This is a genomic window from Bacillus sp. ISL-75, assembly GCF_018613095.1.
In genome coordinates this window covers 59,547-74,850 of record NZ_JAGGQX010000053.1, presented here as the reverse complement: position 1 = coordinate 74,850, position 15,304 = coordinate 59,547, and the positions used below count along the sequence as shown (strand labels likewise).

At 37.6% G+C, this 15,304-nt stretch carries 13 protein-coding genes and 2 pseudogenes; 12 read left to right on the top strand and 3 right to left on the bottom strand.

The annotated features are described in order from the left end of the window. The first annotated feature begins 360 nt into the window (after positions 1-360). From J7E63_RS21550 to J7E63_RS21515, 8 genes and pseudogenes are all read left to right on the top strand, one after another. Positions 361-996, top strand: coding sequence for a hypothetical protein (locus J7E63_RS21550; RefSeq protein WP_215016151.1), 636 nt, complete (start codon positions 361-363; stop codon positions 994-996). 83 nt (positions 997-1,079) lie between these two features. Further along, positions 1,080-1,718: a hypothetical protein gene (locus tag J7E63_RS21545; protein ID WP_215016144.1), complete on the top strand. Its 639-nt coding sequence runs from the start codon at positions 1,080-1,082 to the stop codon at positions 1,716-1,718. Positions 1,719-2,011: 293 nt separating this feature from the next. Next, a pseudogene (locus J7E63_RS21540) lies at positions 2,012-2,378 on the top strand (DNA replication protein DnaD); the annotation flags it as partial. Between the two features lie 187 nt (positions 2,379-2,565). Beyond that, positions 2,566-3,182: pseudogene (locus J7E63_RS21535) on the top strand (DEAD/DEAH box helicase); the annotation flags it as partial. A 143-nt stretch (positions 3,183-3,325) separates the two neighbouring features. After that, positions 3,326-3,466 carry an arylamine N-acetyltransferase gene (locus J7E63_RS21530; protein WP_215016142.1) on the top strand — a complete coding sequence of 47 codons (141 nt, stop codon included), beginning with the start codon at positions 3,326-3,328 and terminating at the stop codon, positions 3,464-3,466. Positions 3,467-3,657: 191 nt separating this feature from the next. Continuing rightward, on the top strand, positions 3,658-4,041 hold the full coding sequence (locus tag J7E63_RS21525) for a hypothetical protein (RefSeq protein WP_215016140.1): 384 nt from the start codon (positions 3,658-3,660) through the stop codon (positions 4,039-4,041). A 560-nt stretch (positions 4,042-4,601) separates the two neighbouring features. Further along, the gene (locus tag J7E63_RS21520) at positions 4,602-5,288 is read left to right on the top strand and encodes a helicase-related protein (RefSeq protein WP_215016138.1); all 687 of its coding nucleotides are present in this window, start codon (positions 4,602-4,604) and stop codon (positions 5,286-5,288) included. Positions 5,289-5,325: 37 nt separating this feature from the next. Next, on the top strand, positions 5,326-5,628 hold the full coding sequence (locus tag J7E63_RS21515; RefSeq protein WP_374193774.1) for an ABC transporter substrate binding protein: 303 nt from the start codon (positions 5,326-5,328) through the stop codon (positions 5,626-5,628). Between the two features lie 74 nt (positions 5,629-5,702). Here the strand turns inward: J7E63_RS21515 and J7E63_RS21510 are convergent, their stop codons facing one another. Together J7E63_RS21510 and J7E63_RS21505 are read right to left on the bottom strand one after the other, a co-directional pair. Then, entirely contained in the window at positions 5,703-6,140 is a 438-nt protein-coding gene (locus J7E63_RS21510) for a hypothetical protein (protein ID WP_215016136.1), read from the bottom strand. 96 nt (positions 6,141-6,236) lie between these two features. Beyond that, positions 6,237-7,034, bottom strand: coding sequence for an alpha/beta fold hydrolase (locus J7E63_RS21505; RefSeq protein WP_215016135.1), 798 nt, complete (start codon positions 7,032-7,034; stop codon positions 6,237-6,239). 254 nt (positions 7,035-7,288) lie between these two features. On the opposite strand from J7E63_RS21505, the gene J7E63_RS21500 reads away from it, so the two are divergent. The 4 genes from J7E63_RS21500 to J7E63_RS21485 all read left to right on the top strand — a co-directional run bounded on the left by J7E63_RS21500 (position 7,289) and on the right by J7E63_RS21485 (position 10,274). Next, positions 7,289-8,251 carry a winged helix-turn-helix domain-containing protein gene (locus J7E63_RS21500; RefSeq protein ID WP_215016133.1) on the top strand — a complete coding sequence of 321 codons (963 nt, stop codon included), beginning with the start codon at positions 7,289-7,291 and terminating at the stop codon, positions 8,249-8,251. A gap of 73 nt (positions 8,252-8,324) precedes the next feature. Beyond that, positions 8,325-9,128, top strand: coding sequence for a hypothetical protein (locus J7E63_RS21495; protein ID WP_251033664.1), 804 nt, complete (start codon positions 8,325-8,327; stop codon positions 9,126-9,128). Between the two features lie 134 nt (positions 9,129-9,262). Next, on the top strand, positions 9,263-9,871 hold the full coding sequence (locus J7E63_RS29760) for a DUF1643 domain-containing protein (protein ID WP_215016126.1): 609 nt from the start codon (positions 9,263-9,265) through the stop codon (positions 9,869-9,871). Positions 9,872-10,115: 244 nt separating this feature from the next. Then, positions 10,116-10,274 carry a DnaB-like helicase C-terminal domain-containing protein gene (locus tag J7E63_RS21485; protein WP_215016124.1) on the top strand — a complete coding sequence of 53 codons (159 nt, stop codon included), beginning with the start codon at positions 10,116-10,118 and terminating at the stop codon, positions 10,272-10,274. A 134-nt stretch (positions 10,275-10,408) separates the two neighbouring features. Here J7E63_RS21485 and J7E63_RS21480 read toward each other — a convergent pair whose 3' ends face one another. Further along, positions 10,409-15,232, bottom strand: a complete 4,824-nt coding sequence (locus J7E63_RS21480; RefSeq protein WP_215016122.1) for an AAA domain-containing protein — start codon at positions 15,230-15,232, stop codon at positions 10,409-10,411. Positions 15,233-15,304 lie beyond the last annotated feature (72 nt).

The window sequence follows — 15,304 nt, the reverse complement described above, 5'->3', positions numbered from 1 at the left end:
GAGACTTTTTCAGCAGTCTCATGGACTAGTTGCTCTTTTTATTTATAGAAGGGTTATCATAAGTAGTATTATAAACTTTTATTAAATTATTAGAAAAATCTAAGGTGTTTTTGGAAGGAGGAAGCTTGTTCAATTGAATGAAGAATTTATCGGAAAACTTTCAAAGGGGAATTAAGAAACTATCAATTATTACATGCTTAGTATGGGATTGATTGAGCCGGTTAGTGTTCATTCCTTACAAACTTACATGCACACTTTTTTTATTTTTCTTCATCATCTGATCCACTTCATTGGGTCTAGATGAAAGAACGCAACACATAATTTCCATAAAGTCATAATATAGGGTGGAGGTGTTGCTGGGTGTACCATTCACCGAGTTCGTATGGGCTGCCATTGTATTATTATGGCATGAGAACGTATTTCCCTTATATTAATGATGGAGTTAATCATCGGCAAATGAAATATATGCCTGTTACTGCTTATACTGCTGTTCAGCCAGTTTTAGTAAATGGAGAGGATATAAATACGGGTCCGTATCCTGTATTGAATTTCCAGCCAGAAGGCGCACAAGCTCCTTATATTTATGTTCCAATTGCTCAATTTAGCAAAGTCGGTGCAAGTGTCAAATGGAATGAAAACGCAAATCAAATGTGGGTAGAAACCGATTATTCCATAAATAAATCACTATTAGCAGAATATAAAGCAAAATACGATATGCTTGAAACAGGGCAAGTACCTGTCCTAGAAAAAGGCCCATCCCCTGAACTAGAAGATATTAGTTACGACGGAAAGATTGAAGAGATAGGAATGTACCAGGTCGGAGGTATTTTATCGAACCTGGTTTCAGATGAAAAAACAAATGCCTTAACACCTGGTAAGTCTTACAAAGGTTATATAGATGCCCCTGATCCTACAACTAAACCCCCTCGAGTTTCTTGGATTATTCTAATAGATGATAATGGCCATACGGTGGCATTCAGTACAACTCGGGCATAAGCATCTCTAATGATGTTTAGTGCTTAACATGGGCCAAACACAGAAATGGTATTAATCATAAGATAAGGTGGAGGTGTGGATAGGTGTATCATTCAGCGAATTCATCCGAAATACCATTAACAAATTATGGGATGAGAACTTCAGTACCGTTTGTCCCGTTTAGCGCTCATCATCGACAATTGCAATACAAGCCTGTTACTGCCTATACAGCGGTACAACCCATTTATGTGAATGGGCAAGATATAAACACAGGGACATACCCTGTACTGAATTTTCAACCGGAAGGGACTCAGTATCCTTATATTTACGTCCCCATTGCTGAATTCAGCAAGGTTGGTGCAAGCGTTAAATGGAATGAAGCATCACAACAATTATCAGTCGTAACAGATTATTTCACCGATAAATTACAGGTGGCAGATTATAAAGCAAAACTAGACTTATTGGAAAAAGGACAATCACCAGTTGGGACAGAAAATGGTCCCTCAGCAGGTGCCCAGTATTTTACTTACGGCGGTAAAATTGAAGGAATGAACACGCATCAGATTGATGGAGTTTTGTGGGATAAGGCCTCTGAGAAAACAGATATAAAGTTTACACCTGGTAAAACTTACAAAGGGTTTTTGAACTTTCCAGAACCAGTCACTTCAAAGTACCGGTCCGCATTATTGATGCTAATAGACGATAATAGTAAACCAGTTACATTCAGAACCAATCGAATTTGAGAAAAAAGAATCAATGCTTCCCTCCATTGGAAGACTTACAAAAATATGCTAAAAATCCCCCGAAATTGCAAAAAATGCCCTCAAATTTGAAAATTGGAGATTCGCTTTAATCCGCCATTCTCGATATCGTAGAAGTACCGAGTCGAGCGGTTTTACCTAAAGCCCTCGCAAAGGACAAGGTGATGAGAGTTGTCATAAAAAATTCATACTTTATTGAAAAACATATGACCATTTTCTTCATTATATATATCAAGTATGAGGGAAACTAATTACGAGAAAGGCAGTGATTGAAGATGGCAAAATTTAGAATGGTACGAACGGATTTTTGGAAGAATCCGATAGTTTCAGAGGAGATGACTCCAGAGGACAAATTTTTCTGTCTTTATCTTCTTACGAATCCACATACGACTCAAACGGGATTCTATAAAATTACCAAATAACAAATGGCTTTTGATCTGGGCTATTCGATTGAGAGTGTTCATTCGTTAATAGAACGATTCATCAATCATTACAAGTTGATCCGTTATAATTCTGAAACGAGAGAACTGGGGATTAAAAACTGGGGGAAAGATAACCTGCATAAATGCGGGAAGCCCGTCATGGACTGTATTTTTTCCGAGTTAAAGGATGTCGAGGATTTATCACTGATTAAATATGTTGCGGAAGCCATTCAAAAACAGGAAATTCGCAGCCTCTATGAATCTTTTTGTAAACAAGAAGAAATGATTTTCGGCAAGGAAGGGAGCGACCAAGAAGTAAATGATACATATCTAGATCCTGAATGTGGAGAGCATGACGATGCGTTGACGTATCGTGATACGAGAAGGAGACAAAAGATTCCCTTCAAAGTGACGGATTTCAAAAAAGTCGGATGAAAATTCTTGCCGGTTTAACACGGCTCCGCCAACTGTGCTGTCATCCTTCATTATTTTTAGAAAATTATCAAGGTGAGTCGGGCAAGCTGCAGCAATTAATGGAGCTAGTTACAAATTCACTTGAAAGTGGAAAACGCCTTTTGATTTTCTCCCAGTTTACTAGGATGCTCGCGATTATTCGCGAACATTAGATAGGGAGGGACTCGGTTATTTTTACTTGGATGGGCAGACGAAAGCCAAAGATAGAGTGGATATGGTTGATCAATTCAATCAAGGGGAAGATAATATTTTCCTCATTTCTTTAAAAGCGGGAAATACGGGGCTAAACTTGACTAGTGCCGATACCGTCATCCTCTATGATTTATGGTGGAATCCTGCTGTGGAGGAACAGGCTGCAGGCAGGGCCCACCGAATTGGCCAGAAAAATGTGGTCCAGGTGATTCGCCTTATAGCAAAAGGTACAATCGAAGAGAAAATCTTCGAACTACAGCAAAACAAAAAAGAACTAATCGAAACCATCATCCAATCGGGAGACCAAGCATTATCAAGTTTATCAGAAAATGAAATCAGAGAGATCTTGAATATATAAGCTTGAGGTCAGAGAAAAAAAGTGCCAGGCACTCTCCAGGAAATTTGATGGTGCCTGGCACTTTTTTGCTACCAAAAATGATACAAAATATGTAAACAACTGAAAAAAATTACTAGGGAAAGTTGGTTGGTGATAACAAACTGATGCAGGTTCTTGAAAAAACAGCACATAACATCCCGTTTAAAAATTTATATAAAATTGAAAACAAAACACGTAAGATTACAAAGGAAAGCTTAATGAACAAAATAGTAGAAAGAAATGCAGGCGGCCTTTGTTACGAATAAAATCCGATTTTCAATATCTACCTAATAGAAAATGGGATTAACGCAGTCTTAACAAATGGTTGGGGCTTTGAAGTGGTCATTTGCATCAAACTGATTCCATTTGCCTTCCATATTGATCAGCAATTTGAAACCCCTCGACAAATATCTACATAAACCTGCTATAATAAAAGCAATAAAAGAAGGAGGTGAAAATGTTGGAAAAAACACTCAAGTTGATATTGGACAAACTTGATACCTTGGACCAAAAGGTAAACACTATAGACCAAAGAATAACTGGCATGGATCAAAGAATAACTGACATGGATAAAAGAATAATTAACATGGATCAAAGAATAACTTCTGAACAAAAAAGACAAGGGGATTTAATTCATCAATTAATTAATACAGTAGCTGCCACGAATGTAAAGATTTCCGAAACAAACGAAAGAATGGATGCAATTGAAACGAAAGTAGACACTGTTATAGATGATGTGAAAGAAATTAAAAATTCTATGGCCACAAAACATGACCTTGAATATTATGACCAGATGATTTCCGAACACTCCAGGGAAATTCACAAGTTGAAAAATAGCTAAAACTCTCCATAAAGAATCCTCAATAATAACCTATACCAATAAATTGAAACCCCGATCCTATTTTTAATTAAGAATCGGGGTTTTTTGAATTTCATTAACTTATGTCTAGGAAATCTCATAAAAATTTGATGGTGCCTGGCACTTTTTTTGATTAAAACCTTCTATGTCTTTTTCGGTTGTTTATAAATAACAACCATTTTTGCCATAGAAAATGCCTCCTCAATATACAAAAAACAGTTCTTTCTATGATAACCTAAGAAAGATTAGCGCCCACACAAAAAAGGGTAAAAAATCACCAAAATTGAATTTTGGGGTCAGTCCCCCAGTAAGCTAAAGCTTTAACGCACCGGGGGACTGACCCCATTTTCTATTCTCCAAACGAACACTTTAACTTGGAAAACTTTGATAAAGGAATCCTAACGATTTGTTCCTTTTTAGAACTTCTTAAAAAGTAAAATGGTGCCTGACACCACCTTCAGTGGTGTCAGGCACTTTTATTAGATTCAGGTGTTTGAATTTAAAGCTGCGTGTGTAGTATCGTATACACGAGGAGTGATAGTATGAACGATACCATTCAATTATTAAGAAATCATCGATCAGTTAGGGACTTCGACACTGAAAAAGAAGTAAGCGAAGCCCAGATTGAAGTGATTATTGAGGCGGCTTTGGCCGGTCACAATTGGATTAATGGTCAGCAAGTGAGCGTAATCGAAGTTGATATGAATGTCCTTCAATCCAATAGCATATTATCAGTCCCTAAATATATTGAAAAACAAACTGGAATGGAGTTTGAAGTAGACGATAAATTATATAAGCGTTTAACGAGTAAGCATAAGGATTTGCCGGAATATATTATTGAAAAGCTAGCGAATGATGCATCGAGAAATAATTATATTGTCAGTTATTATATCAACAATAAAGACGCCTACGGAAAAACGATTATCTTTGCGGACCGCTGGTTTCAATGTGAATATATAGTCGAAAAGCTTAAGTCCCAAAATAGTAGAGCCAATGCCGTTTATTCCAAAATTGAAAATAGTGATGCACTTTTCAAAGATGGCAGGGGGCGTAGAAGCATTAAAGACAATGAAGAAATCATGCAAGACTTTAGAAATGGAGAGTATGACGTCATTGTCAATGTAAAAATGCTGACTGAGGGTGTCGATGTCCCTGATGTTAAAACGGTCATGATTACTAGACAAACAACGAGTCCCATTCTTTTTACTCAAATGGTCGGCAGGGCATAAAGAGGGAAGAAGGCAGGCGGCGGAGAAGGTAAGGACTTTGCTAATATTGTCCTATTCATGGATCAATGGAAAAAACTTCTTCCTTTTGCGGGATGTGACAGGGACCCTTATTAATTCTGTAAAACGTGGAACTTTCGCATCTTATGGATTTGACTACCACGATCTAGGCTACACTACCGGCAAAATGGCTGTGGAAATTCTCAAAGGAAAAAAACTAAGCGAAATTCCTGTCGGCTTCCCAGAAAACCTTGAGCTATTCATCAACAAAAAAGCAGCTCAGGAGGAAGGAATCACCTTAACAGAAGAGATGCTAAAGGACGCGAAGATCGTGGGAGAATAAAATCTACAATTACTGTAACCTGCCTTAAACATGGCAGGTTTTTTGGTGCAAATTGTTTTAATCGTAGAAAAACCTCATTTATTCACTTTGATTTCAAGTGATCCCTTGCGTGTAAAAGTTGGTTTTTCTTTATCTTGGCGGAACAATGTAAGATGATTTAATCCATTTTGTAGGGCACATTTAACTGCTGTGGTCAGGAATCTTTCTTGTTGAATATCTTTTAAATCAGCTGATAAGGAAAAAGAGACAAATTTGGTTTCCTCTATCCTTTGTATTCTTTCACATGTACGTACCACTCTTTTTAAAAGGAATGGGTTTTCTCTTGATAATTCGTGGTGTATCACCCAATGATTCGTTTTTATTTCCATTAATAAAATTCGCAGGGTAATGTTGCTTTTATGTAAAAATTCGAATGTATACACACTACCATTATCATAAATAGAATCCCGTTCGTTCTTTAGCGGTCCTATTTCTTTTTCAAAGACAGAAACAATCAAATCCTTATTTCTCATTTTGTGGTTCTCCTTTTTTGTCACAACATGATTGAATGCATTACTGGTCAATACATAGAAAAAAATACAATGTTTATACGAACCCATTACGTAAAATTACATTTGTATTGCTGTTTTTTCTTTTGTAAAGTTTAATATAGCCTTATTGACGATCGTTGGTTGGCAAAGATTAGTAGGGTCAACGGAATTATTTACAACGAGTAGTTGACCTTTTGTAAGATGTTGTGCAATTTCTTTGGATTTATTAACAATGGAAGGGACCTGATCTCCAACGATGACCAATACAGGAATGTCAATTTGATTTAAATCGTCTAATAAATTAATGTTGAATACTTCAATCATTTGAAGGGTAACATCTCTTGCACGACAGGATTCTGTAATAGAAATCAATTCCTGTTGAGCTAAGTCCCATTTTTTATATGGAGCGATATATGACAAAGTCCTTTTTAATAATCTTTTGGGAACCCAGGAAGCCAAGACGACACACGCCCCTAATAAGGTGAGCTTTAATTCTTCCTTATCTTTTGGAAAGGTTTGTGCGTATGTATCGATGAGAATCATCTCTTTCACTTTTTCTGGATATTTAGTAGCGAATACCTGTGTGACAATTCCTCCATAAGATAATCCAACGAACGTAGCCTTCTTTATATGTAGGTATTCCATTAAATCTAAAATGGAATCTATGTGAACTTTTAAATAATTTAATGTGGCAACAGATGCAGATTTTCCATTCCCTTTTAAATCCACTGTAACTGTCTGGTAGTGTTTTGAGAGTTCTTCTACTTGGGGTTTGAACATTGCAGAACTACCGCCAATTCCATGTAAAAAAATAATCGGTGTTCCATTTCCCTGCACATTATAATATAGACCATTAAAATAATTACCGTCGCTCATTCTTGTCAACCTTCTGCTCTCTAATTATGTTGTTTTTGTATATTTTGGATATTTCTACTAATTTTATCCTGGAAATGTAATAATGTAAAAATCTTTGCTCACTAAAAGGAAAATTTTGAATCCATTACCAGAAGAGTATCACCAGCCATTAACACCTAATGTTGTTGTTTGGCAGAGACAATAACGGGGTGTGATAGGCACTTTCATTTTCTCTCAATTTAAGAATAAAAAACTATTAAAAGGGGTATTTATGGATGGAAAAAATATCTTTAGATGATTTGTTAGATTTAGAGGATAATTGGCTGGACCGGGATGGTCTTGATGAGAGGGATGAGCGGAACCTATGGTTAGAAGAGGGAATCCGGCTTTACAAACGGTTTCTTGATTTGGATCGAAAGGAACCCCGCTATGCCATTCATCTGGCTGATCTTTACTTGCAATTGGGTCGTGATGAGAAAATGCGCAGAGGCAATTACCACACTGCCTATGACATCTTAAGAAAGGCAACGCTATATACCCCGAGTAAACCGGATGCATTTTATCATCTTTCCTTTGTTCTAGCTGAGGAGTCGCGAAAGTGGGAAGCTGTTTTATTTTACGGAAAAGAGGCCTTAGAAAAAGGAATCGAAGGCAGCAAACGAATCAAACTATTATGCAACCTTGCATTAGGCTATTCAAGAATGGGATATGTGCAAAAAGCGTTGGAACTTTTAAAAGAAGCACAGAAATCAGATGGGCATGGTGAACATTCCTGGTTCATACAATTGTATAAGGATAAGATGAAACTAAAACGGACGGAGCCTATTCTATTAAAAGAAATAGATGAGAATCGAACGATGATCACGAATCGAGATTTAGACCAACTTGTCGAAGAGGCAGAAAAAGGGCAATGTGTTGTTCTCAACTTGGCAGGACCTGAGAAGCTTTTTTATGGAATAAGTGATACCGTTCGACTAGAGCCAAAACAAGCAAATCTGCTTGGTTACTTGATTGATAATAAAGGAATTTATTGTACAAAAAGCGGAATCGAAAATGCTGTTTGGAACGATCAAACCGTCAACCCCACTACCGTAAGACGGTACATATCAGCGATAAGAAGAAAACTTTCTCAGGCAATGGGACGAATCGATATAGATAAAAATATCTTAGAAACGACAGACCTGGGCGAATATGTTTGGAAAGCAGATATCCCAACAAAAGTCCTCCGAAATGGATAAAAAGTCCGGTTACGACCATCGTAACCGGGCTTTTGTATATTTAAGGAGCAGAAATTAAAGGAGGATGATAGGTATGAACTTATTAAAATTAGAAATGATGAATGCCACAGAAAGAATTGCAGAAGCACTACAAATGAGAGGCCTGTTTATTGAGGTTAAAGACGATTTTATTATTCTGTCAAATGAAAATACCCAGGCGGATATAAAGAAAACAAAACAATTAATACGGAACCTTGGCATCCCGACTTTTTGGCAAGATAACCAATTTCAGGTGTTAGTAACCAGGACTCCGATTGTTACGATGAAGAATATCATGAACGCTCCCGGGCGAGAATTCCCTGTCCACATGGAAGGCTATCATTTCCAGTGGAGAGCCTTTGCTCAAAGACGGTTTGGAATCAAGGTCAATGCCTTGGATATGGATGCAAACATGGCGATGCTCGTTAAATCATTAAACCAGGCGGGTATTACATCTCTTGCCGGCTGCAACGGTCATCACCGTTACGCACCAAATGTCCAATTCTCTGGAGGGTATCAAGGTGCCTGGTTCAAGGTGATTCAGGAGAAATACTTAAGTGAACTGACTCTTCATTATAAGTGGACAGTCCATTTCGATAGCCCATCTGGATCATGTATCAGGGCAGAAGGAGCTGAACGCTGGGACATGAACTTGATTTATCAAGATACGGTGCAAATGGCACTGGTCCTTCAAAAATATGCAAGGGAAATTCGAGAGTTGAAAAATGCTTCATTTAAACGCAATAAAGAGATGAAGGAATCAGCGAGCAATCTTTTGAATGAAAGAAATTATAAAGGTCTTGTGGAATGGATGAAAGTTAAAGTAGAAAATAAATCCGCAGCATATAAATTAATATAAGATTTCATAGGAGGAGATATGAATGCTGGTGAAATTTATCTTGGAAGAATCAAATGGGAATATCCTTAGAGAAAATGATTGGCAGATGGAAATCGATAATTCAGAAATACAAATTCTTTTATTGTGTTATCGAAGTGACTGAAAAATTGAGTGAAAGTATCTCTAGTAAAAAAGAAGGATTTTTTTACCGTAAATTTGAATTATGTAATAATACAAATGGAGGTAGATGGGAAATGACTCTATATCGTTGGAAAAAGAATGAGATCGTTAACGTCATTATGGATTCAGAAAAGAAAAACCGTTACTTACTCAATTGCTCTTGGGATCCGCTCAAACCCTGTGTAACCTTTATTATGATTAACCCATCAGAAGGGAATGAAGAAATTGCAGATCGAACTCTAAGAAGATGTGTCAATTTCTCTAGTACATGGGGATTTGGTTCTATGAGTGTGGTCAATTTATTTTCACAGATTACATCTGATCCTGATCAATTGCTAGAGCCTTTACCTGAGGAAATTTCTGAAAACAATAAATATATTAACTTAGCTATTTCCGAGGCTAAATTTGTCATTTTCGGGTGGGGTGAACTGGAAAAAGATTTTATTTCAAGAGTAAAGGAAGTCAAGAATTTTGTACCTTTAGAAAAACAATTTTGCATCAAAAAAACCGCAGACGGACGCTATCCAAGGCATCCCTTATTCCTATCAGCAGAATTAACCCCCATCCCTTGGATTGGAGATTAACTAAATTTAATAGTCCCTATAAAAATTCACAAAAATTATACCTCCTACTTCTGATGGTGCGATGCTACGATATGCGGAGAATACGGCTGATTTTATCGGTGATTTACTAAGGTATCTTTAATAATGAGTCCATTTCCGTGGTGATAGAGATATTCATCTAACCTTATAGGGGAGAGATATTTTCATAATTTTATAGTATGAGGTCTTCAAGAATCCGACATGATCATCATAGGTGCACGTCCGAGTGTTGGGGAAAACGGCATTTGCCCTGAATCTTACGGTAAATGCTGCCTACCATGATATTAAATTTCTTTTTTACTATGGATATGTCCACAAAACAACAGACCAATTTAGCCAAAATCTAGGTATTGGAGAAGCAGCCCGACTTGTCGTAGTATTCTAATAGCTTAGCTTGTTTATTTATCTAGTCTTGACGGTTTACGAAAGGAAATGCCACACGAGGAAGATTTGAAAAAATGCTGGATATGACAAGCACTTCCAACAAAGGGCACACCCAAAAAAGGTGTGCCCTTTGTATTATCCTTGGAAATTTGTATACCAACCCGGCCTGCGGTTTGTATATATACTACCGTTTGGTGCATAGGAGAAGTGAATATTTTGTTCTTTGAGCTTTGAGATGAGCTCGTTTTGCTCCATATCACCCACGAGCCAAAAGGCTCCATGCTTATCTCGTTGGTCAATAACTTCATATCCCAGACTCTCTAAATATGCTTTTAACCCTGCTTCAGCTATGGTTAGCTGATTCTGGCCAAACACTGCTTTCTTTTCAGTTATTGGAGTTTCCAATTTAGTAAGAACTGTAGATTGAATCGTATGTTCCTCTCTAGTAGCTGGCGTTATGGGTTGGTTTGTTTCCTTTGATTTCAGGACCAAATCCTCTTTATCTACGGAAACTTCCTGATGCTCATTTTTTCTTGTTAACGAAATAGTCATCGTTTTTGGCGATCTGTTTAGATCAATTCTTCCAGATGGTTCAATTTGATATTGTTTAAGAGTTTCCCATAGAGAATCGAGTGCTTTTTCAGGGTTGTAATAATATTCGCTTCCCCGAACTCTCCAAAATCTCCATCCACATCTTTCTAATATTCGCTGGCGATTCATATCGTAGTCATATCGGTCGGGGCCGTGCCAATGATCACCATCACATTCCACGGCAATTCGGCCTTTTTCTCCTTCAACGACTAAATCTATCCGATAACCTGCTACTTCAAATTGAGGGATAACTCGATATCCCTTTGCTGTTATTTGATCATATACCACTCGCTCAAAGTCGCTTTCACATTTTTCTCGATTAGTCGTGTGGATTTCTCTCTCAGGATTCTCGCAATAGGAGATCAGCTGATAGCGCATGTCTTCTTTATTTCTAAGGTCATTAACAGTCGGGGTATGGAAGAGCCATAACTGGTCTTTTGCCCGGCTGACAGCTACATTGAAACGACGTTTGTCTTTCTCGGTTGCAAGGGCTCTCAAAGCTGTTTCACCCGGAGCTGCAACCATACTCAAAAACATTATATCTCTTTCGTCACCTTGAAATGCATAGGCATCTCCACAAATGAGGTTTCGCTTTTCCATTTCTTCAGGGCCGATTTCTTGTAAAAGCTTTTGTTCGATCAGCTGTGCCTGACCTTCATTTTGCAGACTAATCACACCCATCGATTTTCCCGTATAAAGTGGGTTTTCAATACAAGCTTTAATTTCAGCTACTACAGACTCTGCTTCGGGTCTGTTAACTACCTTTTGACCAGAGCCCTCCCGGTGTCCATTAGGGATGTGCCTGGTCTTAATTGGCTCCAATCGATTCGGTGGATATTCCCTTAAAGGAATTAATGGTGTATGGGTATAACTTATTCGGTTAGAAAATTGTATAATCTCTGGCATGCAGCGGAAATGTTCACGAAGTGTAATTCGACCGCCAAATAACACATTCGCTAAATCGAAAAATGAGTTTTCAATATCTAATAAATCCGCGAGCTTAAAGTCATATAAATATTGTTTTCGTAAAAATTGAATTTCTTCTCGCTTGATCCCGACATATTCAGGACTGATTTGTTTATCATCACCAACAACAATCAGTTTTTTGGCTATATATTGAAGAATGACAGCTTCTGGTCCAGATTGGCTTGCCTCATCAATGATTACCACATCAAAAAGGTTGGGTTTGATTTCGAATGTCTCAAAGATACGATACAATGGCATAATCCAAGCGGGAATGGCATCACGACAATACGTCATATGATATTGGGCATCACGCAAATGAATGGGGGCGTTCTTTCCGGTCCCTTTACCCACTTTTCTCATGGAGGTTGTCCAGGCAAGCAAGTGTTGTCGCTGTCCTTCTGTTAATGTAGATAAAGTTGAATACCAGGCTTTTAATGCACCCAGTTCAGCCGTCATTTGCTTAATGAACCGATTATTTTCTTCAAGATCCTTTTTAAACATGCTTTCGCTCGTATTTGAAAAATCGTGAAACCATTTGTCTACTTTGGACCATTGAACTGCTTCCTCAAAGTGTTTAAACTTCTCTAGATATTCCTGAAAATCAAATTCGTGCGTGAGTTGAGAGTATACCTTTGGCATTGCTTTTTTCAGCTTTTGCATATATATTTCACAACGTTCCAATTTACGACTGTATTCATCCAGATTAGAGATAACAGCACCAGCTGAAACATAACCAGTAATGTCTCTGGATTTAATTGCTTGAATAAGTGTAGGTGTAATGGGATGTTGCGAATTGACATCGATTGAAATCTCGATAGAATTGATCAACTTCATAAAAGACTGTTCTATTCCAGTTATTTCTTCCTTTATTGCTAGAAAATCCAGCTGGCTAAGTAATAATGTCACATTTTCAGTACTTAATTTATGTACCGATATTGCTCCCTTTTCTTGTTCAGTCTCTGTTATTTTTTCAATCAGATCCTTAATTGTAAAAAGAAGAGTGAATGGTTCCAGCATATTTAGCAATTGTGCAATTTTCATGGTTCGAGATGTAGATGCCTTGTCATTTGATTGGATATTAAGCTGGTCAGCAATCATTTGTTCAGCTTTTTTAATGGTTACATCCACTTTTACTGATTCTTCTAAAAGCGTGATGGATTCTAGTTGATCACATTTTCGGCCATCAACTCTTACATCTTTGATAATATACCAAGCATCCTTGACCACCTTTGGACGCATTAATGGGACGCCAAACCCATTGCCACTTACTAAATGTTGTTTTAACAAAGTTACATCCGAATTCAATTGGATTAATGGAACACTACCTTGTCCGCTGATTTCAACAAGATTATGGATATGTGCAAGGTCCTTGATGGAGTCAACATACATCCTGACTTGCCTATAAAATTCTTCCCAAGGACGGAATTTCCCACCGAGCAGATCAAGTTTTGCTTTGTCCACCCATTCTTCATTTAGTTCGTCAATGGATAAGAAGGATTGACGGAGATTCAGTAAATGGTTCTTTAGATTGGACCGTTGTCCAGCAGAGATAGGCAACAACAGATCTAATCCCTCTTGAATAGGTTGGTCGAACTGCTTTAGTTGATCTCTTAAATGCATTTCTTTTTCAACAAGATTCTTAAATACACTTCCTTCGAGTAACATGTCAGAAGCTGGTAGTGATAATTGAATTTGTTCTTGGATATCCTTGTCTAGTTCATGCAATAAAGATACAAGTTCCAATGCCTCAGAATTGGTTAAGGGAAGGGGAGTGGTCATCTCAATTCGGTCCATTAACCAATGATATTTGGACCTTTCGCTATTTAGCTTATTTGCAATGGTTTGAGCGGTCCCTTTATAACGTCCATCGAGGAAATGGTGTTCATACGTTTCTTGTTCACGAATGGCCCTTAGTTGTTGCTTGTAAAGTGCATCTTTTTCTTTTCTCGTTTTTAGATCAGTGGCGAGGTCATTGATTTTTTTTGTCGTGATATCAGGGTTCCAGGAATCTCTTCTATTTGAAATAACTTGAACCACACTTTCTAAATCTTTAAAGGACTTTGAATCAGCGCCAAGTAAACTGACACACAAAGCTTGTAATTCAACAGGAATTTTATCTTTTAAAACCTTTAAAGCACGGGGTGTTTGGCTTGTGATTAGAACACGCTTCCCAGTAGCTAATAAATGGGAAGTCAAGTTGGCAATAGTATGACTCTTACCTGTTCCTGGAGGTCCTTGAACAAGCACACCATTCCGTGTTTCTAAGTTTGTAACGATTCTTTGCTGTTCATCATTCGCTTCTAAAGGAAAATAGATTTCAGAATCATTTACGTCTACTATTTGAGATGGTGAACTGGATCCTCCTTCCTGGTAATCATCTATTTCGTTAAAGATTCGCGCAATTCCAAGTGGAATATCCATTGTCCCATTGCTTGTATTTTCTATGATCGTGCTGCAAGCCTGTTGGAAACCTTTTTCATTTCTCTTTCGTAAGATGAGAGCTGGACTAAAAGAAACAGCAGGGTCTTTTGAAGCATTACGAACACCGTGTTTCACCTCTTCAGAATATTGTCCATTTGCAGATACCGATTGAACAAAGGAACGTAAAATAGAGTCCAACAATTCTTTGTTCCATAAATCTTCATGCAATGTACTCATTTTTTCTTTTATTGGCTCCATCGCTTTATTATCTAGTCGATCTTCCAGTTCCAGCATATCCTGCTCGATTTCTGGTTTAATTCCTTCTGCAGGAGGTATAACACGAATCACTCCATTATTGGAGTCAAAATGGAAGGAACAAGGTACTGTTACTAGATGGCGATGAACTTTATTAGCGTTAGTAGTCTGCCAATTCAACAATCCTACCCCGATGACTAGCTCGAATTGCTCGCCTAGTTTTTTTTGCTTTTGGTATATGGTAAAGAGCTTTTCGTAAACTTCTTGGATCCTTTCTACACGAATGGCTTCACTTTGCCAAGGCTGCCATTTGCCCTTTATGTAAAAGTCAAAGTTCTTTGTAATTTCAGGGTGATCTTTAAGGTGAAGATACTGTAGCTCTTCTGATTCCGCGTTCCCATAATCAGGATTTGGTATCACTTCTTTTAGTTTCGGTTCATTTTTTGTATTGTCAATTTTGTTAGAGGTATCAAGCCAAGCTGATAATGATGCCGGTGGACTAGGAAAAATAGGTGAGCCTGGTTTTTTAACTTCCACCCATTTGTCCTTAACTCCAGTATTATTGAATGGGGATAAACACTCCGGTTCATCTGGAATATCTCCAAGCCACAAGGTATTTTCATATTGCTGTAAATCAAGTATTAAAGGTGCCTTTAATAACGAAAGCTCTTTTAAATAATGAAAGAGCCTAATTGTCCGTTCCTTATTTAACGAAGAAGAGTCCAAGAAAATTCATCCCTCCACTACAATTTCAATAAATTACAATTTATTTTATGTTACGACATTTAATTATATCAC

Excerpts from the sequence above, each read along its gene's own strand:
- J7E63_RS21525 (WP_215016140.1), top strand. The coding sequence starts at position 3,658 with ATGTTGGAAAAAACACTCAAGTTGATATTGGACAAACTTGATACCTTG.
- J7E63_RS21500 (WP_215016133.1), top strand. The coding sequence starts at position 7,289 with ATGGAAAAAATATCTTTAGATGATTTGTTAGATTTAGAGGATAATTGG.
- J7E63_RS21505 (WP_215016135.1), bottom strand. The coding sequence starts at position 7,034 with ATGAGCGACGGTAATTATTTTAATGGTCTATATTATAATGTGCAGGGA.
- J7E63_RS21495 (WP_251033664.1), top strand. The coding sequence starts at position 8,325 with ATGAACTTATTAAAATTAGAAATGATGAATGCCACAGAAAGAATTGCA.
- J7E63_RS21510 (WP_215016136.1), bottom strand. The coding sequence starts at position 6,140 with ATGAGAAATAAGGATTTGATTGTTTCTGTCTTTGAAAAAGAAATAGGA.
- J7E63_RS21520 (WP_215016138.1), top strand. The coding sequence starts at position 4,602 with ATGAACGATACCATTCAATTATTAAGAAATCATCGATCAGTTAGGGAC.
- J7E63_RS21530 (WP_215016142.1), top strand. The coding sequence starts at position 3,326 with ATGCAGGTTCTTGAAAAAACAGCACATAACATCCCGTTTAAAAATTTA.